The 16675-nt window shown below is 59.3% G+C and carries 14 protein-coding genes; 13 read left to right on the forward strand and 1 reads right to left on the reverse strand.

Annotated features, from left to right (window positions below; translation table 11 throughout):
• Positions 1-148: 148 nt before the first annotated feature.
• From FX982_RS17445 to FX982_RS17460, 4 genes are all read left to right on the forward strand, one after another.
• A complete protein-coding gene (locus FX982_RS17445) occupies positions 149-1588 on the forward strand; it encodes a PLP-dependent aminotransferase family protein (protein ID WP_122538388.1) in 1440 nt (479 codons plus the stop codon).
• 156 nt (positions 1589-1744) lie between these two features.
• A complete protein-coding gene (locus tag FX982_RS17450) occupies positions 1745-2422 on the forward strand; it encodes a translation initiation factor 2 (protein WP_172611787.1) in 678 nt (225 codons plus the stop codon).
• A 94-nt stretch (positions 2423-2516) separates the two neighbouring features.
• Entirely contained in the window at positions 2517-2774 is a 258-nt protein-coding gene (locus FX982_RS17455; protein WP_172611788.1) for a YkgJ family cysteine cluster protein, read from the forward strand.
• A 44-nt stretch (positions 2775-2818) separates the two neighbouring features.
• Positions 2819-3427 carry an START domain-containing protein gene (locus FX982_RS17460; RefSeq protein WP_172611789.1) on the forward strand — a complete coding sequence of 203 codons (609 nt, stop codon included), beginning with the start codon at positions 2819-2821 and terminating at the stop codon, positions 3425-3427.
• Positions 3428-3512: 85 nt separating this feature from the next.
• On the opposite strand, the gene gltA is transcribed toward FX982_RS17460, so the two are convergent.
• Positions 3513-4802, reverse strand: a complete 1290-nt coding sequence (gene gltA, locus FX982_RS17465; RefSeq protein ID WP_037009384.1) for a citrate synthase — start codon at positions 4800-4802, stop codon at positions 3513-3515.
• A 362-nt stretch (positions 4803-5164) separates the two neighbouring features.
• On the opposite strand from gltA, the gene sdhC reads away from it, so the two are divergent.
• From sdhC to sucD, 9 genes are all read left to right on the forward strand, one after another.
• Positions 5165-5539 carry a succinate dehydrogenase, cytochrome b556 subunit gene (gene sdhC / locus FX982_RS17470; RefSeq protein ID WP_172611790.1) on the forward strand — a complete coding sequence of 125 codons (375 nt, stop codon included), beginning with the start codon at positions 5165-5167 and terminating at the stop codon, positions 5537-5539.
• On the forward strand, positions 5533-5901 hold the full coding sequence (sdhD, locus tag FX982_RS17475) for a succinate dehydrogenase, hydrophobic membrane anchor protein (RefSeq protein ID WP_172611791.1): 369 nt from the start codon (positions 5533-5535) through the stop codon (positions 5899-5901). Before sdhC ends, sdhD begins: the two co-directional genes overlap by 7 nt.
• A 3-nt stretch (positions 5902-5904) precedes the next feature.
• A complete protein-coding gene (sdhA, locus tag FX982_RS17480; protein ID WP_122538400.1) occupies positions 5905-7677 on the forward strand; it encodes a succinate dehydrogenase flavoprotein subunit in 1773 nt (590 codons plus the stop codon).
• Positions 7678-7688: 11 nt separating this feature from the next.
• Positions 7689-8393: a succinate dehydrogenase iron-sulfur subunit gene (locus FX982_RS17485; protein ID WP_122538402.1), complete on the forward strand. Its 705-nt coding sequence runs from the start codon at positions 7689-7691 to the stop codon at positions 8391-8393.
• A 269-nt stretch (positions 8394-8662) separates the two neighbouring features.
• Positions 8663-11494, forward strand: coding sequence for a 2-oxoglutarate dehydrogenase E1 component (locus FX982_RS17490; protein ID WP_122538403.1), 2832 nt, complete (start codon positions 8663-8665; stop codon positions 11492-11494).
• Positions 11495-11536: 42 nt separating this feature from the next.
• Positions 11537-12781, forward strand: coding sequence for a 2-oxoglutarate dehydrogenase complex dihydrolipoyllysine-residue succinyltransferase (odhB, locus tag FX982_RS17495; RefSeq protein WP_122624268.1), 1245 nt, complete (start codon positions 11537-11539; stop codon positions 12779-12781).
• 172 nt (positions 12782-12953) lie between these two features.
• A complete protein-coding gene (gene lpdA / locus FX982_RS17500) occupies positions 12954-14390 on the forward strand; it encodes a dihydrolipoyl dehydrogenase (RefSeq protein WP_172611792.1) in 1437 nt (478 codons plus the stop codon).
• 201 nt (positions 14391-14591) lie between these two features.
• Positions 14592-15758 carry an ADP-forming succinate--CoA ligase subunit beta gene (gene sucC, locus FX982_RS17505; RefSeq protein WP_004882574.1) on the forward strand — a complete coding sequence of 389 codons (1167 nt, stop codon included), beginning with the start codon at positions 14592-14594 and terminating at the stop codon, positions 15756-15758.
• Positions 15758-16645, forward strand: coding sequence for a succinate--CoA ligase subunit alpha (gene sucD / locus FX982_RS17510; RefSeq protein WP_037009399.1), 888 nt, complete (start codon positions 15758-15760; stop codon positions 16643-16645). Before sucC ends, sucD begins: the two co-directional genes overlap by 1 nt.
• Positions 16646-16675: the final 30 nt, after the last annotated feature.

The raw sequence follows: 16675 nt of genomic DNA on the forward strand, positions 1-16675 counted from the left end.
CGCAGAGGAATGTCGGAATCCGAGTGATTCAAACGCCGCGCCCTCTAGCCGGAACAGGAACTGTCACCGTACACTTCCGAACTGTTCCGGTGATCCTGCTTTTTGATCAACGGATACAAGATCAAAGCACAGGATCGAGGGACGCGAAATGACCAGTCTGTTGCTGTACCAACGCATCGCCCAACAGCTGGCCGAAGACATTCGCCGGGGCGTGTATCAGCCAGGCGAACGCGTGCCGTCCGTGCGCAAGATGAGCTCTCAGCTCAACGTCAGTCATGCCACCGTCCTGCAGGCCTACGCCAACCTTGAAGACCAGGGTTTGATCCGCGCCCGGCCACAGTCCGGGTACTACGTGCACCAAACCCCGGCCCTCACGGCGGCGACTCCCGATATCGCTCGGGTGGAGCGCCCCGGCCTGGTCACCCGCGCCAGCATCATTCAACAGGTGCTGGTCGAGGCGCGGCGGGAAGGGGTGTTCGCGTTTGGCGCGGCGGTCCCGCACATCGATTACCTGCCCCTGCGCGCGTTGCACCAGCAACTGGCCAAGGTCACCCGCTTTCAGAGCCCTCGGGCGTTCAATTACATGTTCAGCCCCGGCTTCGAGCCGCTGCGCCGTCAGGTGGCGATTCGCATGCGCGACGCTGGCGTGGTGATCGACCCGTCTGAAGTCGTGATCACCCATGGCTGCGTCGACGCGCTGCAAATGTCACTGCGGGTGCTGACCAGTCCGGGCGACCTGATCGCCGCAGAATCCCCGACCTACTACGGCCTGCTGCAGCTGGCTGATCTGCTTGGCCTGAAAGTCATCGAAATTCCCAGCGACCCCAACACCGGCATCAGCCTCGAAGCCTTGCAGCTGGCTGCCAATCAATGGTCGATCAAAGCGCTGGTGATGACGTCCCGGCTAAGCAATCCGCTGGGCAGCACTATGCCGGAGGAGCGGCAGAAACACCTGCTGCGCCTGGCGTCGGACTTCGACATTCAAATCATCGAAGACGACATCTACGGCGAGTTGATGTACGAGCAGAACAAGACGAAAGCCTTGAAAGCCTTCGACCGGCTGGGCCATGTCATCTACTGCTCCAGCTTTTCCAAGACCCTGTCTCCCGGGGTGCGTATTGGCTGGATGATCGCCGGGAAATACCAGGCTGAAATCCAGCGTCTGCAAACCTTCAGCACCCACTCAGCGTGCAGCGTGACGCAGATGGCGGTGGCGTCTTATCTCGAAAACGGCGGGTATGACCGGCACTTGCGCTTTATCCGCCAGGAGCACCGCAAAAATCTCAGCGCGTTTCAGCTGGCGGTGCAGCAGATGTTCCCGGAAGGCACGCAGATCAGTCGACCTGCGGGTGGGTTCATTCTATGGATCAGCCTGCCGGGACGGGTGAACACCCAGGAGTTGCACGTGCGTGCGCTGGAGCAGGGCATCAGCATCGCACCGGGCCTGATTTTCAGTAATACGGAGCAGTTCAACCACTGCATTCGCCTGAATTGCGGTCTGCCGTGGAACCGTGAAGCGGAGAGGGCGTTGATGACAGTGGGCATGCTCGCCAAGCAGCTGTGCCAGGATGCCGGGCAATCCTGGTGAACTCGTAGGGTTGCCAGCTTTCCATACGTTATCGGGGGAGGCAGACAGGGCCAACTTGTCAGTCGCCATGCAAAGGGCCAGCATATGGCCCCTGTCTTACTTACTGCCGTTCAGACTATGAAATCACTGCGTTGTGTAAGTGTGATGTTGTTGGTGATGCTTAGCGCTTGTGATGCCGACAAAGCGCCCACGCCACCGGCGAAAGCCACTGCGTCGGCGCTCGGTGCGCGTGCTGATGCGCCCGCTGTGTCGCCTGCGTCTCCCGAGCCAGCGAAGCCTGCCTCTGGAGCTGAGCCTTCGTCTGCAGTGCCGGACAAGCCTGCGGTTGAAGCGCCAGAGGTCCATGCCCTTTCGCCGAATATCAAGACCGTGCCGGTTGTCGCGTCGGGGAAGGCGTCGGTTGAAACGCCGCGAGCGATTACCAACGCCAAAACGGCTGACGATAAGGCGGCGGGCTCCAACGCCAAATCCGCCAAGGTTAAAGCGGATAATGCCGAAGTGGCGCGGCGTGCCCCAGTGGCCAGCAAGAGTAAATCGGCGTCCCAAGTGGTGAAGGAAACCAAGCTGAACAAAGTGCCGCTGGACCTTAGCCTGCCCCCTGAGATGGTCAAGCAGCTGACCCCGCCGGCTAATGTGATCAGCTCCGCGTTGAAGTCCAAGGCGCCCTCAACCGGTGCCAAGCCCCTGCTTCCGAAAATGTTTCCTGACGCGAACGCTGACCCTGACTTCCAGATGCAAGGCCGTCTGCTGAGCAACGAAATGGACTTGCAGTTGCGCAATGAGGCGCGCAAGGACGTGGAAGGCGCTGCGCTGGATTTCACATTCAAGAAGTGATGAACCCGTGACCCGGTCTCAGTGCCCGATTTCAAACGTGTGTTTTAGCGCGTAAGATCCTGCCATCGTTCTCACCGCCACACAGGTTTTTTTCATGGAATGCCGTCCAGGCTGCGGCGCATGCTGCATCGCGCCGTCCATTACCTCACCGATTCCCGGCATGCCCAACGGCAAACCTGCGGGCATGCGCTGTCTGCACCTGTCGCTGGACATGCTCTGCGGCATATTTGGACAGCCGGAAAGGCCGGCGGTGTGTGGCCAGTTTGCGGCGGAGCCTGAAGTCTGCGGCACCAGTTCAGAGGAGGCAATTCGACTGATCGGCTGGTGGGAAAAGATGACATCGGTGGCATGAAGTGCGACCGGTCGTGACTGAACTTCAACAATAAGGAACAACATATGAGTTCGCTGTACCGCATTGCTTTCGGGCTGGGACTGACTGTATGGGTCGCAGCGTCGGCCCAGGCTGAAGAGTGGAAAGTCGCGAAGAACGAGGAGGGCATCAAAGTCTCCCTCAGCGATGTGCCCGGATCGCAGTACAAGGCCTATCAAGGCGTGACCACGATCAAGGCGGGCATCGGCAAGCTCCGTGCTTTGCAGGAAGATGTGGCCAGCGCGTGTGCCTGGATTCACGAATGCAAACTGCAGAAGATCCTCAAGCACGACGGCGACAAGACCTGGACTTACTCCCAGTTCAATACACCGTGGCCGGTCACGCCGCGGGATTCGGTGCTGAAAGTGACGACGGTGGAAGGCGCCGATGGCAGCGTGACCCGTGAGCTGGAAGGCGAGCCCAAGTACATCCCGGAAGAGAAGGGCTTTGTGCGGGTGGCGCAGGTTGAGGGGTTCTGGAAGTTCGTGCCCAAGGGCGACAACCTGACCGAGGTGACCTATCAGGTGCACACCGAGCCTGGCGGCAGCGTGCCGTCCTGGCTGGCGAACAAGTTCGTGGTGGATGCGCCGTTCAACACCCTGAAAGCGCTGAAGGACCGAGCCGAAAAGAACTGATCGGTTCGCTTGAGACGCTAAAGCCACACACAAAAAAGGCTGCCCGAGGGCAGCCTTTTTTTGCGTCGTCGTGGTGGCTGTCGAGTTACTTGCGCTCGGCCAGCGGAACGATGTCGCGCGACACTTCGCCGGTGTACAGCTGGCGTGGACGGCCGATCTTGTACGGGCTGGAGAGCATTTCCTTCCAGTGAGAGATCCAGCCGACAGTTCGCGCCAGGGCGAAAATCACGGTGAACATACTGGTAGGGATGCCGATGGCCTTGAGGATGATGCCCGAGTAGAAGTCGACGTTCGGGTACAGCGAGCGTTCGATGAAGTACGGGTCGGTCAGGGCGATCTCTTCGAGACGCATGGCCAGCTCGAGCTGCGGGTCATTGGTGATGCCCAGTTCGCGCAGGACTTCGTCGCAGGTCTGTTTCATCACAGTGGCGCGCGGGTCGCGGTTCTTGTAAACCCGGTGACCGAAGCCCATCAGCTTGAACGGATCGTTCTTGTCCTTGGCCTTGGCGATGTAGGTGTCGATGTTGGACACATCGCCGATCTCATCGAGCATGGTCAGCACGGCTTCGTTCGCGCCACCGTGGGCAGGGCCCCAGAGTGCGGCGATACCGGCGGCGATACAGGCAAACGGGTTGGCGCCCGACGAGCCTGCCATGCGCACGGTGGACGTCGAGGCGTTCTGTTCGTGGTCGGCGTGGAGGATGAAAATCCGGTCCATGGCCTTGGCCAGCGTCGGGCTGATCGGTTTGATCTCGCACGGCGTGTTGAACATCATGTGCAGGAAGTTTTCCGCGTAGCTGAGGTCGTTGCGCGGGTACATCATGGGTTGACCCATGGAGTACTTGTAAACCATGGCCGCCAGGGTCGGCATCTTGGCGACCAGACGGATCGCGGAGATTTCGCGGTGCTGCGGATTATTGATGTCCAGTGAGTCGTGGTAGAACGCCGAGAGGGCGCCGACCACACCGCACATGACGGCCATCGGGTGGGCGTCGCGACGGAAACCGTTGAAGAAGGTCTTGAGTTGCTCGTGCACCATGGTGTGATTCTTCACGGTGACGACGAATTCGGCTTTTTGCTCGGCGGTTGGCAGTTCGCCGTTGAGCAGCAGGTAGCAGGTTTCCAGGTAGTCCGATTGTTCGGCCAGCTGTTCGATCGGGTAGCCGCGATGCAGAAGAATGCCGTTGTCACCATCGATGTAGGTGATCTTCGATTCGCATGAGGCGGTGGACATGAAGCCTGGGTCGAATGTGAAGCGTCCGGTGGCAGTCAGGCCGCGTACGTCGATAACATCGGGACCAACGGTGCCGGTCAGAATGGGCAGCTCGACGGGGGCTGCGCCCTCGATGATCAACTGCGCTTTTTTATCAGCCATGTGGCCTCCTAATTATGCTTCAAATCATCAGACAGACCCCCCACGCAGGGCCCGCATCACTATAGTGAGATAAATTCTAAAGTCAATTTGCCAAAAGTCTTGTAGCAGAAGGCTTTAACGGGGGATTTTCGTCGAAATTACGGGCCATTTACGCCAATTATCGGGCTAAAGCAATCCACCCTTGGGACGGGGTCTGCGCGTTGTCATTAGTTGGCTAACTGTCTATACTCGGCGTCCGACCGCCAGGGGCTTTCAGGCCCGATTCAACGGGGTTGGTCACTTCCTGGGTAGTGGGTACCTGACCAGTACACTTCCCAACAACTTGCCCTGAGTGTTAGGGCTCTTCAGTGTGAAAAAAAGCCGTGAAAAGCCAACGACCTGTAAACCTAGACCTAAGGACCATCAAACTCCCTATCACTGCTTACACGTCCATCCTTCATCGTATCTCCGGTGTCATCCTCTTCGTCGGCATTGCCATCATGCTCTATGCATTGGACTTGTCGCTCGACTCCGAGGAAGGCTTCGCGTCGGTGAAAGCAGGGCTGACCAGTCCGCTGGCCAAGTTTGTGATCTGGGCTCTTCTGTCCGCGCTGCTGTATCACCTGGTGGCGGGCATCCGTCATCTGATCATGGACACGGGCATTGGCGAGACGCTGGAAGGCGGCAAGCTGGGCTCTAAAATCGTTATCGCCGTGTCTGTGGTGGTGATCGTTCTGGCAGGAGTGTGGATATGGTAACCAACGTCACCAACCTTTCTCGTTCGGGCCTGTATGACTGGATGGCGCAACGCGTCTCCGCCGTTGTACTCGCGGCTTATTTCATTTTCCTGATCGGGTACCTGATCGTTCACCCTGGCATCGAATACGCCACGTGGCACGCGCTCTTCTCCCATAACGCAATGCGCATCTTCAGCCTGTTGGCCCTTGTAGCCCTGGCGGCTCACACCTGGGTTGGCATGTGGACCATCGCGACCGACTACCTGACGCCGATGGCGCTGGGCAAGTCCGCGACAGTGGTGCGTTTCCTTTTTCAGGCGGTGTGCGGCATTGCGATGTTCGCTTACTTCGTCTGGGGTGTGCAGATTCTTTGGGGTATCTGATTCATGGCTAACATTAATACGCTTTCATTCGACGCCATTATTATTGGCGGCGGCGGTGCGGGCATGCGTGCCGCATTGCAGCTGGCTCAGGGCGGCCACAAGACCGCTGTCGTCACCAAGGTCTTCCCGACTCGCTCCCACACCGTTTCCGCCCAGGGTGGCATCACCTGCGCAATCGCTTCGGCCGATCCGAACGATGACTGGCGCTGGCACATGTACGACACCGTCAAGGGCTCCGACTACATCGGTGACCAGGACGCTATCGAATACATGTGTTCCGTGGGCCCGGAAGCCGTGTTCGAGCTCGAGCACATGGGGCTGCCGTTCTCCCGTACCGAGCAGGGCCGCATCTATCAGCGTCCGTTCGGCGGTCAGTCGAAAGACTTCGGCAAGGGCGGTCAGGCTGCACGTACCTGTGCGGCCGCCGACCGTACCGGTCACGCGCTGCTCCACACCCTGTATCAGGCCAACCTGAAAGCCGGCACCGTATTCCTCAACGAGTACTACGCAGTTGACCTGGTTAAGAACCAGGACGGCGCGTTCGTCGGCATCATCGCCATCTGCATCGAAACCGGTGAAACCTCCTACATTCGCGCTGACGCGACTGTACTGGCTACCGGCGGTGCCGGCCGCATCTACTCCTCCACCACCAACGCCCTGATCAACACCGGCGACGGCGTGGGCATGGCGTTGCGTGCCGGTGTACCGGTTCAGGACATCGAAATGTGGCAGTTCCACCCGACCGGCATCGCCGGCGCAGGTGTACTGGTCACTGAAGGTTGCCGTGGTGAAGGCGGTTACCTTATCAACAAGCACGGCGAGCGTTTCATGGAGCGCTACGCGCCAAACGCCAAAGACCTTGCTGGTCGTGATGTTGTGGCTCGTTCGATGGTTAAAGAGATCATCGCCGGCAATGGTTGCGGTCCTGACGGCGACCACGTAATGCTCAAGCTCGATCACCTCGGGGAAGAAGTGCTGCACAGCCGCCTGCCAGGGATCATGGAATTGTCCAAGACCTTTGCACACGTTGACCCGGCCGTTGCGCCGATCCCTGTCGTACCGACCTGCCACTACATGATGGGCGGCGTTGCCACCAACATTCATGGTCAGGCGATCACCCAGGACGCTGCCGGCGTCGACACCATCATCCCCGGCCTGTTCGCGGTGGGTGAAGTGGCGTGCGTCTCGGTTCACGGTGCCAACCGTCTGGGCGGCAACTCGCTGCTCGATCTGGTGGTGTTCGGTCGTGCTGCTGGTCTGCACCTGGAGCAGGCGCTCAACGAAGGCGTCGACTACCGTCGCGCTTCCGAAACCGACATCGACGTAGCGCTGGCTCGCCTCAATGGCTTGAACTCGCGTACCGATGGCGAAGACGTCGCAACCCTGCGCAAAGAGCTGCAGAGCTGCATGCAGAACTATTTCGGTGTGTTCCGTACCGGCGAATACATGCAAAAGGGTATTGCCCAGCTGGCTGACCTGCGCACGCGTATTTCCAATGTCAAGATCAACGACAAGAGCCAGGCGTTCAACACTGCCCGGATCGAAGCGCTGGAGCTGCAAAACCTGCTGGAAGTCGCTGAAGCAACGGCGATCGCCGCAGAGCATCGCAAGGAGTCCCGTGGCGCCCACGCCCGTGAAGACTTCGAAGATCGCGACGACGAGAACTGGCTGTGCCACACCCTGTACTTCCCGGGTGACAAGCGTGTAGCCAAGCGTGCCGTGAACTTCTCGCCGAAAACTGTTCCGACTTTTGAACCTAAGATTCGGACTTATTAAGGGTGACCGCCATGTTGCAAGTCAGTGTTTATCGCTACAACCCTGATCAGGACGCCGCGCCGTTCATGCAGGATTTTCAGGTCGACACCGGTGGCAAAGACCTGATGGTGCTGGACGTCCTGGCTCTGGTCAAAGAGCAGGACGAAGGCTTCTCGTATCGTCGTTCGTGCCGCGAAGGCGTGTGCGGTTCCGACGGCATGAACATCAACGGCAAGAACGGCCTGGCCTGCATCACGCCGCTGTCGGCTGTGGTCAAGGGCAACAAGCTGGTGGTTCGCCCACTGCCTGGTCTGCCGGTCATCCGTGACCTCGCCGTCGACATGAGCATCTTCTACAAGCAATACGAGAAGGTGAAGCCATTCCTGCAGAACGACACGCCGGCTCCGTCCATCGAGCGCCTGCAGACCCCGGAAGAGCGGGAAAAACTCGACGGCCTGTACGAGTGCATTCTGTGCGCTTGCTGCTCGACGTCCTGCCCGTCCTTCTGGTGGAACCCCGACAAGTTCCTGGGTCCTGCTGCGATTCTGCAAGCCTATCGTTTCCTGGCCGACAGCCGCGACACCAGAACGCAAGAGCGTCTGGCCTCCATGGACGATCCGTTCAGTGTGTTCCGCTGCCGCGGCATCATGAACTGCGTCAACGTGTGTCCGAAAGGCCTTAACCCAACCAAGGCTATCGGTCACGTGCGCAACATGTTGCTCAAAAGCGGTGTCTGAGTTCGCCACACCTGTAACATCGCAGCACCCGCTACTGCAGCACCCGTAAACGCTGCGGCGCAGGCTTCAACCGGCGCCGTAGTTTTAACCTGAGCAGTTGTCGTATGGCTTCAGCTCTTATTTTGAAGAAATGAAACCAGCAGGGGCATCCGGGCTGGTACCCGGACTATCTGCGTGATTCCTAGTGACTTGAAGTCGCTGCACATGGACTTTTCAAGTTTGCGCTGGCATCGACGCCGATGGTGTCCCCTAATCGAGGGTGACCAAGCATGCAAGAAAGCGTGATGCAGCGCATGTGGAACAGCGCCCACCTTTCCGGTGGTAACGCTGCCTATGTGGAAGAGCTCTACGAGCTCTACCTGCACGACCCTAACGCTGTGCCAGAAGAGTGGCGCACCTATTTTCAGACGTTGCCGGCTGACGGCAGCACTGCCACCGATGTATCGCACTCTACGGTTCGCGATCATTTTGTGTTGCTGGGGAAAAACCAGCGCCGCGCCCAACCGGTCTCTGCCGGCAGCGTGAGCAGCGAGCATGAAAAGAAGCAAGTTGAAGTGCTGCGACTTATCCAGGCATTCCGTATGCGCGGCCATCAGGGTGCGCAACTCGATCCTCTGGGTCTGTGGAAGCGTACTGCGCCAGCCGACCTGTCGATCAACCATTACGGTTTGACCAACGCTGACCTCGATACCACATTCCGTGCCGGCGACCTGTTCATCGGCAAGGAAGAAGCGAGCCTACGCGAAATCGTCGAGGCGTTGCAGCAGACATATTGCCGCACCATCGGCGCCGAGTTCACGCACATCGTCGATTCCAACCAGCGCAACTGGTTCATGCAGCGCCTCGAAAGCGTGCGTGGCCGTCCTGCCTATTCCGCCGACATCAAGAGCCATCTGCTCGAGCGTGTGACGGCGGGCGAGGGTCTGGAAAAGTACCTGGGCACCAAATACCCGGGTACCAAGCGTTTCGGTCTGGAAGGCGGCGAAAGCCTGATCCCGATGCTCGACGAGCTGATTCAGCGTTCCGGCTCCTACGGCACCAAGGAAGTTGTCATCGGCATGGCCCACCGCGGCCGTCTCAACGTGCTGGTCAACACCTTCGGCAAGAACCCGCGCGACCTGTTCGACGAGTTCGAAGGCAAGAAGAAGGTCGAGCTGGGTTCCGGTGACGTCAAGTATCACCAGGGCTTCTCGTCCAACGTGATGACCACTGGCGGCGAAGTCCACCTGGCGATGGCGTTCAACCCGTCCCACCTGGAAATCGTGTCCCCTGTGGTCGAAGGTTCGGTGCGTGCCCGTCAGGACCGTCGCAACGACGCCACTGGCGAGAAAGTGCTGCCGATCTCCATTCACGGTGACGCTGCGTTCGCTGGCCAGGGTGTGGTGCTGGAAACCTTCCAGATGTCGCAGACCCGTGGCTTCAAGACGGGCGGCACGATCCACATCGTGATCAACAACCAGGTCGGCTTCACCATCAGCAAGCAGGAAGACTCGCGCTCCACCGAGTATGCGACCGACGTTGCCAAGATGATTCAGGCGCCGATCCTCCATGTTAACGGCGATGATCCTGAAGCTGTGCTGTTCGTGACCCAACTGGCGATCGACTACCGCATGCAGTTCAAGCGTGACGTGGTCATCGATCTGGTTTGCTACCGTCGTCGCGGCCACAACGAAGCCGATGAGCCGAGTGGCACCCAGCCGCTGATGTACCAGCAGATTGCCAAACAGCGCACCACCCGTGAGCTGTATGCCGATGCGCTGGCCACCGCTGGCATTCTCAACGCCGAAGCCGCCCAGGCCAAGGTCGACGAGTACCGCAACGCGCTCGACAACGGCATGCACGTCGTCAAAAGTCTCGTCAAAGAGCCGAACAAGGAATTGTTCGTCGATTGGCGTCCGTACCTGGGTCACGCGTGGACCGCACGTCATGACACCAGTTTCGACCTCAAGACCCTGCAGGAACTGTCAGCCAAGCTGATGGAAGTGCCAGAAGGTTTCGTGGTTCAGCGTCAGGTCCAGAAAATCTACGAAGACCGCCAGAAGATGCAAGTCGGTGGCCTTCCGATCAACTGGGGTTATGCCGAAACCATGGCCTACGCAACGCTCGCGTTCGAAGGCCATCAGGTGCGCATCACCGGGCAGGACGTCGGTCGCGGTACGTTCTCGCACCGTCATGCCGTGCTGCACAACCAGAAGGACGGCGACACCTACGTGCCTCTGCAGAACCTGTACGCCGGTCAGCCGCGCTTTGACCTATACGACTCGTTCCTGTCGGAAGAAGCCGTTCTGGCGTTCGAATACGGCTACTCGACGACTCAGCCTAACGCGCTGGTCATCTGGGAAGCCCAGTTCGGTGACTTTGCCAACGGTGCACAGGTGGTGATCGACCAGTTCATCACCAGTGGCGAGCACAAGTGGGGCCGTCTGTGCGGTCTGACCATGCTGTTGCCCCATGGCTACGAAGGGCAGGGCCCGGAGCACTCATCGGCACGTCTTGAGCGTTACCTGCAATTGTGCGCCGAGCACAACATTCAGGTCTGCGTACCGACCACCCCGGCTCAGATCTACCATCTGCTCCGTCGTCAGGTGATCCGTCCGCTGCGCAAGCCGCTGATCGTGTTGACGCCGAAGTCGTTGCTGCGCCACAAGCTGGCCGTGTCGACTCTGGAAGATCTGGCCCATGGCTCGTTCCAGACTGTCATCCCGGAGATCGACACCCTCGATGCCGCGAAAGTGACGCGTCTGGTGCTGTGCAGCGGCAAGGTCTACTACGACCTGCTGGAAAAACGCCGTGCCGAAGGCCGCGAAGACATCGCCATTGTGCGTCTCGAGCAGCTCTATCCGTTCCCGGAAGACGACCTGATGGACGCTATCGCGTCGTACACCAACCTGACCAACGTGGTCTGGTGTCAGGAGGAACCAATGAACCAGGGCGCCTGGTACAGCAGTCAGCACCACCTGCGCCGCAGCATCGGCAATCACAACCGCAACCTCGTTCTCGAGTACGCCGGCCGTGATGCCTCCGCTGCCCCAGCTTGTGGATACGCTTCGATGCACGCCGAGCAGCAGGAAAAACTGCTGAAAGACGCGTTCTCCGTTTAACGCCTTCGCGCACTAGAAACCGAATTAAAGGAATTACAGATAATGGCTATTGAGATCAAAGCCCCCTCTTTCCCGGAATCCGTTGCCGATGGCACCGTTGCCACCTGGCACAAGAAACCGGGCGACGCCGTCAAGCGTGACGACCTGATCGTCGACATCGAAACCGACAAGGTCGTGCTGGAAGTACTGGCCGAAGCTGACGGCGTACTGGGCGCAATCGTTGCCGAAGAGGGCGCCACCGTCCTGTCGAACCAGTTGCTGGGCTCGATCGAAGCGGGCGGCGCTGCTGCCGCTCCTGCCGCCGCCGCTCCAGCCGCTGCTGCATCGGCTCCGGCTGCTGCGCCGGCCCAGGCTGCCGCTGCACCTGCTGCTTCCGGTGACGAAGACGCCATCGGCGCTCCGGCTGCCCGCAAGCTGGCTGAAGAAAACGGCATCAACCTGTCCAGCGTCAAAGGCACGGGCAAAGACGGCCGCGTGACCAAGGAAGACGTGGTTGCCGCCATCGAAGCGAAGAAATCCGCGCCGGCCGCTGCACCTGCCGCCAAACCGGCTGCTGCCGCTGCTCCTGTGGCTGCCGTTGGCGACCGCACCGAGAAGCGCGTGCCGATGACCCGTCTGCGCGCCAAGGTGGCAGAGCGTCTGGTTGAAGCTCAGTCGAACATGGCGATGCTGACCACCTTCAACGAAGTCGACATGACCGAAGTCATGGCGCTGCGTTCGAAGTACAAGGACCTGTTCGAGAAGTCCCACAACGGCGTGCGCCTGGGCTTCATGTCGTTTTTCGTCAAGGCCGCGACCGAAGCGCTGAAACGCTACCCTGCGGTCAACGCTTCGATCGATGGCACCGACATCGTTTACCACGGTTATGCCGACGTCGGCGTTGCCGTATCGAGCGATCGTGGTCTGGTGGTTCCGGTGCTGCGCAATGCCGAGCAGATGAGCCTGGCTGAAATCGAAGGCGGCATCGCTACCTTCGGCAAGAAAGCCCGCGACGGCAAACTGTCCATCGACGAGATGACTGGCGGTACCTTCACTATCACCAACGGTGGTACTTTCGGTTCGATGATGTCGACCCCGATCGTCAACCCGCCGCAAGCGGCCATCCTGGGCATGCACAACATTCTGCAGCGTCCTATGGCGATCAACGGTCAGGTCGTCATCCGCCCGATGATGTATCTGGCGCTGTCCTACGATCACCGCCTGATCGACGGTAAAGAAGCCGTGACGTTCCTGGTGACCATCAAAAACCTGCTGGAAGACCCGGCTCGTCTGTTGCTGGACATCTAACGAAGCAGCGTCAAGCTGCAAGCCGAAAGCTTCAAGTCAGAAGCGGTACGGTATGCAGCTTGTCACTCGCGGTTGGTATCAATGAATAAGTCGCAAGCCGATCCTGCAGTTCATCGCAGGTCAGCTTGTAGCTTGCAGCTTAAAGCTCGCAGCTAAAGAGGAACTCTTTTCTATGTCCCAGAAATTCGACGTGGTAGTGATTGGCGCTGGCCCTGGCGGCTACGTGGCCGCTATCAAGGCCGCGCAACTCGGTCTCACGACTGCCTGCATCGAGAAGTATCAGGATAAGGAGGGCAAGCTGGCCCTCGGCGGTACCTGCCTGAACGTGGGGTGCATCCCTTCCAAGGCACTGTTGGACAGCTCCTGGAAGTTCTACGAAGCCAAGAACCAGTTCGGTGTTCACGGTATCTCGCTCAGCGACCTGAAAATGGACATTGCTGCCATGATTGGTCGCAAGGCTCAGATCGTCAAAGGCCTGACCGGCGGCGTTGCCAGCCTGTTCAAGGCCAACGGCGTCACTTCCCTGCAAGGCCACGGCAAACTGCTGGCCGGCAAGAAAGTCGAGCTGACCAAGCCAGACGGCACCACCGAAGTCATCGAAGCCGAGAACATCATTCTGGCTTCCGGTTCGCGTCCGATCGACATTCCGCCGGCTCCGGTCAATCAGGTCACCATCGTCGATTCGACAGGCGCCCTGGAATTCCCCGCCGTGCCTGAGCGTCTGTGCGTCATCGGCGCCGGTGTCATCGGTCTGGAACTGGGTTCGGTCTGGGCTCGCCTGGGTGCCAAGGTAACCGTCCTCGAGGCCCTGGAGAAATTCCTGCCAGCCGCTGACGAAGCCGTTGCCAAAGAAGCGCAGAAGACCTTCAACAAGCAGGGTCTGGACATCAAGCTGGGTGCACGCGTCACCGGTTCAAAGGTCGATGGCGACGAAGTCGTCGTGACCTATACCGACAAGGACGGCGAGCAGAACATCACGTTCGACCGCGTGATCGTGGCCGTGGGCCGTCGCCCGGTGACCACCGAGTTGCTGGCTGCCGACAGCGGCGTCGACATCGACGAGCGCGGTTTCATCTTCGTCAACGAGCAGTGCGAGACCAGCGTTCCTGGCGTGTACGCGATCGGTGACGTGGTTCGCGGTCTGATGCTGGCGCACAAAGCGTCCGAAGAAGGCATCATGGTCGTCGAGCGCATCAAGGGTCACAAGACCCAGATGAACTACGACCTGATCCCGTCGGTGATCTACACCCACCCGGAAATCGCCTGGGTCGGTAAAACCGAGCAGACGCTGAAGGCTGAAGGCGTTGAAGTCAACGTCGGTCAGTTCCCGTTCGCGGCCAGCGGCCGTGCAATGGCAGCGAATGACACCGGCGGTTTCGTCAAGGTCATCGCTGATGCCAAGACCGACCGTGTACTGGGTGTACACGTCATTGGTCCGGGCGCTGCAGAGCTGGTACAGCAGGGCGCGATCGGTATGGAGTTCGGCACCAGTGCCGAAGACATCGGCATGATGGTCTTCTCCCACCCGACGCTGTCCGAAGCGCTGCACGAAGCGGCACTTGCTGTGAATGGCGGCGCCATCCACATCCAGAACAAGAAAAAACGCTGAAAATAACCACGACGGTCCGCCCGTCGTAGGCCCTGCTCGCAGGGCTTACCGCGGAAGGTCCGTTGGACTCGAACTCTTGGCAGCACAGGGCAGGCGCTTGATGCCTGACCTGCGTTCGCCGGGAGAAGCGGTCACAGGTGGTGCGGCACGCTTTGACGAGCAGCACCGAATGCGCAGTACCTAACGAAGACGGTAATAAGCATGAATCTTCACGAGTATCAGGGTAAGCAGCTGTTTGCTGAATACGGCCTGCCAGTTTCCAAGGGCTATGCAGTAGACACCCCGGAAGCAGCAGCAGAAGCGTGCGACAAGATCGGCGGAACCGAGTGGGTCGTCAAAGCCCAGGTTCACGCTGGTGGTCGCGGTAAAGCGGGCGGCGTCAAGCTGGTTCGCAGCAAGGAAGACGCAGCTGCGTTCGCTCAACAGTGGTTGGGCAAGCGTCTGGTCACTTACCAGACTGATGCCAACGGTCAGCCGGTCACCAAGATCCTGGTTGAATCGTGCACTGACATCGCCAAAGAGCTGTACCTGGGCGCTGTAGTCGATCGTTCGAGCCGTCGTATCGTGTTCATGGCGTCCACCGAAGGTGGCGTGGACATCGAGAAAATCGCTCACGACACGCCTGAGAAGATTCTCAAAGCCACGATCGATCCACTGGTTGGCGCTCAGCCATTCCAGGGTCGCGATCTGGCATTCCAGCTGGGTCTGGAAGGCAAGCAGGTCACTCAGTTCGCCAAGATCTTCACCGGTCTGGCCAAGCTGTTCCAGGACCACGACCTGGCCCTGCTGGAAGTGAACCCGCTGGTGATCAAGGCTGACGGCGATCTGCATTGCCTCGACGCCAAGATCAACATCGACGCCAACGCCATGTACCGTCAGCCAAAGCTGAAGGCTTTCCACGACCCATCGCAAGATGACCCACGTGAAGCCCACGCTGCCAAGTTCGAACTGAACTACGTGGCACTGGAAGGCAACATCGGCTGCATGGTCAACGGTGCCGGTCTGGCCATGGGCACCATGGACATCGTCAACCTGCATGGCGGCAAGCCAGCCAACTTCCTCGACGTAGGCGGCGGTGCAACCAAAGAGCGCGTTACCGAAGCGTTCAAGATCATCCTGTCCGACACCAATGTCGCTGCAGTACTGGTCAACATCTTCGGCGGCATCGTTCGTTGCGACATGATTGCCGAAGGCATCATTGGCGCCGTGAAAGAAGTCGGCGTGAAAATCCCGGTGGTTGTTCGCCTTGAAGGCAACAACGCTGAGCTGGGCGCTAAAGTACTGGCAGAAAGCGGCTTGAACATCATCGCAGCTACCAGCCTGACCGACGCTGCTCAACAAGTCGTCAAAGCTGCGGAGGGCAAATAATGAGCGTCCTGATCAATAAAGACACCAAGGTTATCTGCCAGGGCTTCACCGGCTCCCAGGGTACCTTCCACTCCGAGCAAGCCATTGCCTACGGCACCAAAATGGTTGGCGGCGTGACCCCAGGCAAGGGCGGCACCACGCACCTGAACCTGCCAGTGTTCAACACGGTGTCCGAAGCAGTAGAAAAAACCGGCGCAACCGCTTCGGTCATCTACGTCCCGGCTCCGTTCTGCAAGGATTCCATCCTTGAAGCAGCGTTCGGCGGCATCAAGCTGATCGTCTGCATCACCGAAGGCATCCCGACAATCGACATGCTCGAAGCCAAGGTCAAGTGCGACGAACTGGGTGTGGTCCTGATCGGCCCTAACTGCCCAGGCGTCATCACCCCGGGCGAGTGCAAGATCGGCATCATGCCAGGTCACATTCACTTGCCAGGCAAGGTCGGTATCGTGTCGCGTTCCGGCACCCTGACTTACGAAGCTGTGAAGCAGACCACTGACGCCGGTTTCGGTCAGTCGACCTGCGTCGGCATCGGTGGTGACCCGATCCCGGGTTCGAACTTCATCGACATCCTGAAGCTGTTCCAGGAAGACCCGAAGACCGAAGCGATCGTCATGATCGGTGAGATCGGCGGTTCGGCTGAAGAAGAAGCGGCTGCCTACATCAAGGCACACGTGACCAAGCCAGTCGTTTCCTACATCGCCGGTGTGACTGCTCCTCCGGGCAAGCGCATGGGCCATGCGGGCGCGATCATCTCTGGCGGCAAAGGCACTGCAGACGAGAAATTCGCTGCGCTGCAAGACGCAGGCGTGAAAACCGTGCGTTCGCTGGCAGACATCGGCAAAGCCCTGGCTGAGCTGACCGGTTGGGAAGTGAAGAAGGCTTAATCCCTTCGTCTCACTGCTTGATCAACAAAA

The organism is Pseudomonas graminis, from assembly GCF_013201545.1.
Classification (GTDB): Bacteria; Pseudomonadota; Gammaproteobacteria; order Pseudomonadales; family Pseudomonadaceae; genus Aquipseudomonas.

Bases quoted from the DNA above. Each gene is read 5' to 3' on its own strand.
- sucD (WP_037009399.1), top strand. From the start codon at position 15,758: ATGAGCGTCCTGATCAATAAAGACACCAAGGTTATCTGCCAGGGCTTC.
- odhB (WP_122624268.1), top strand. From the start codon at position 11,537: ATGGCTATTGAGATCAAAGCCCCCTCTTTCCCGGAATCCGTTGCCGAT.
- sdhD (WP_172611791.1), top strand. From the start codon at position 5,533: ATGGTAACCAACGTCACCAACCTTTCTCGTTCGGGCCTGTATGACTGG.
- FX982_RS17455 (WP_172611788.1), top strand. From the start codon at position 2,517: ATGGAATGCCGTCCAGGCTGCGGCGCATGCTGCATCGCGCCGTCCATT.
- FX982_RS17445 (WP_122538388.1), top strand. From the start codon at position 149: ATGACCAGTCTGTTGCTGTACCAACGCATCGCCCAACAGCTGGCCGAA.
- sucC (WP_004882574.1), top strand. From the start codon at position 14,592: ATGAATCTTCACGAGTATCAGGGTAAGCAGCTGTTTGCTGAATACGGC.
- FX982_RS17485 (WP_122538402.1), top strand. From the start codon at position 7,689: ATGTTGCAAGTCAGTGTTTATCGCTACAACCCTGATCAGGACGCCGCG.
- sdhA (WP_122538400.1), top strand. From the start codon at position 5,905: ATGGCTAACATTAATACGCTTTCATTCGACGCCATTATTATTGGCGGC.
- FX982_RS17460 (WP_172611789.1), top strand. From the start codon at position 2,819: ATGAGTTCGCTGTACCGCATTGCTTTCGGGCTGGGACTGACTGTATGG.
- FX982_RS17450 (WP_172611787.1), top strand. From the start codon at position 1,745: ATGCTTAGCGCTTGTGATGCCGACAAAGCGCCCACGCCACCGGCGAAA.
- FX982_RS17490 (WP_122538403.1), top strand. From the start codon at position 8,663: ATGCAAGAAAGCGTGATGCAGCGCATGTGGAACAGCGCCCACCTTTCC.
- lpdA (WP_172611792.1), top strand. From the start codon at position 12,954: ATGTCCCAGAAATTCGACGTGGTAGTGATTGGCGCTGGCCCTGGCGGC.
- gltA (WP_037009384.1), bottom strand. From the start codon at position 4,802: ATGGCTGATAAAAAAGCGCAGTTGATCATCGAGGGCGCAGCCCCCGTC.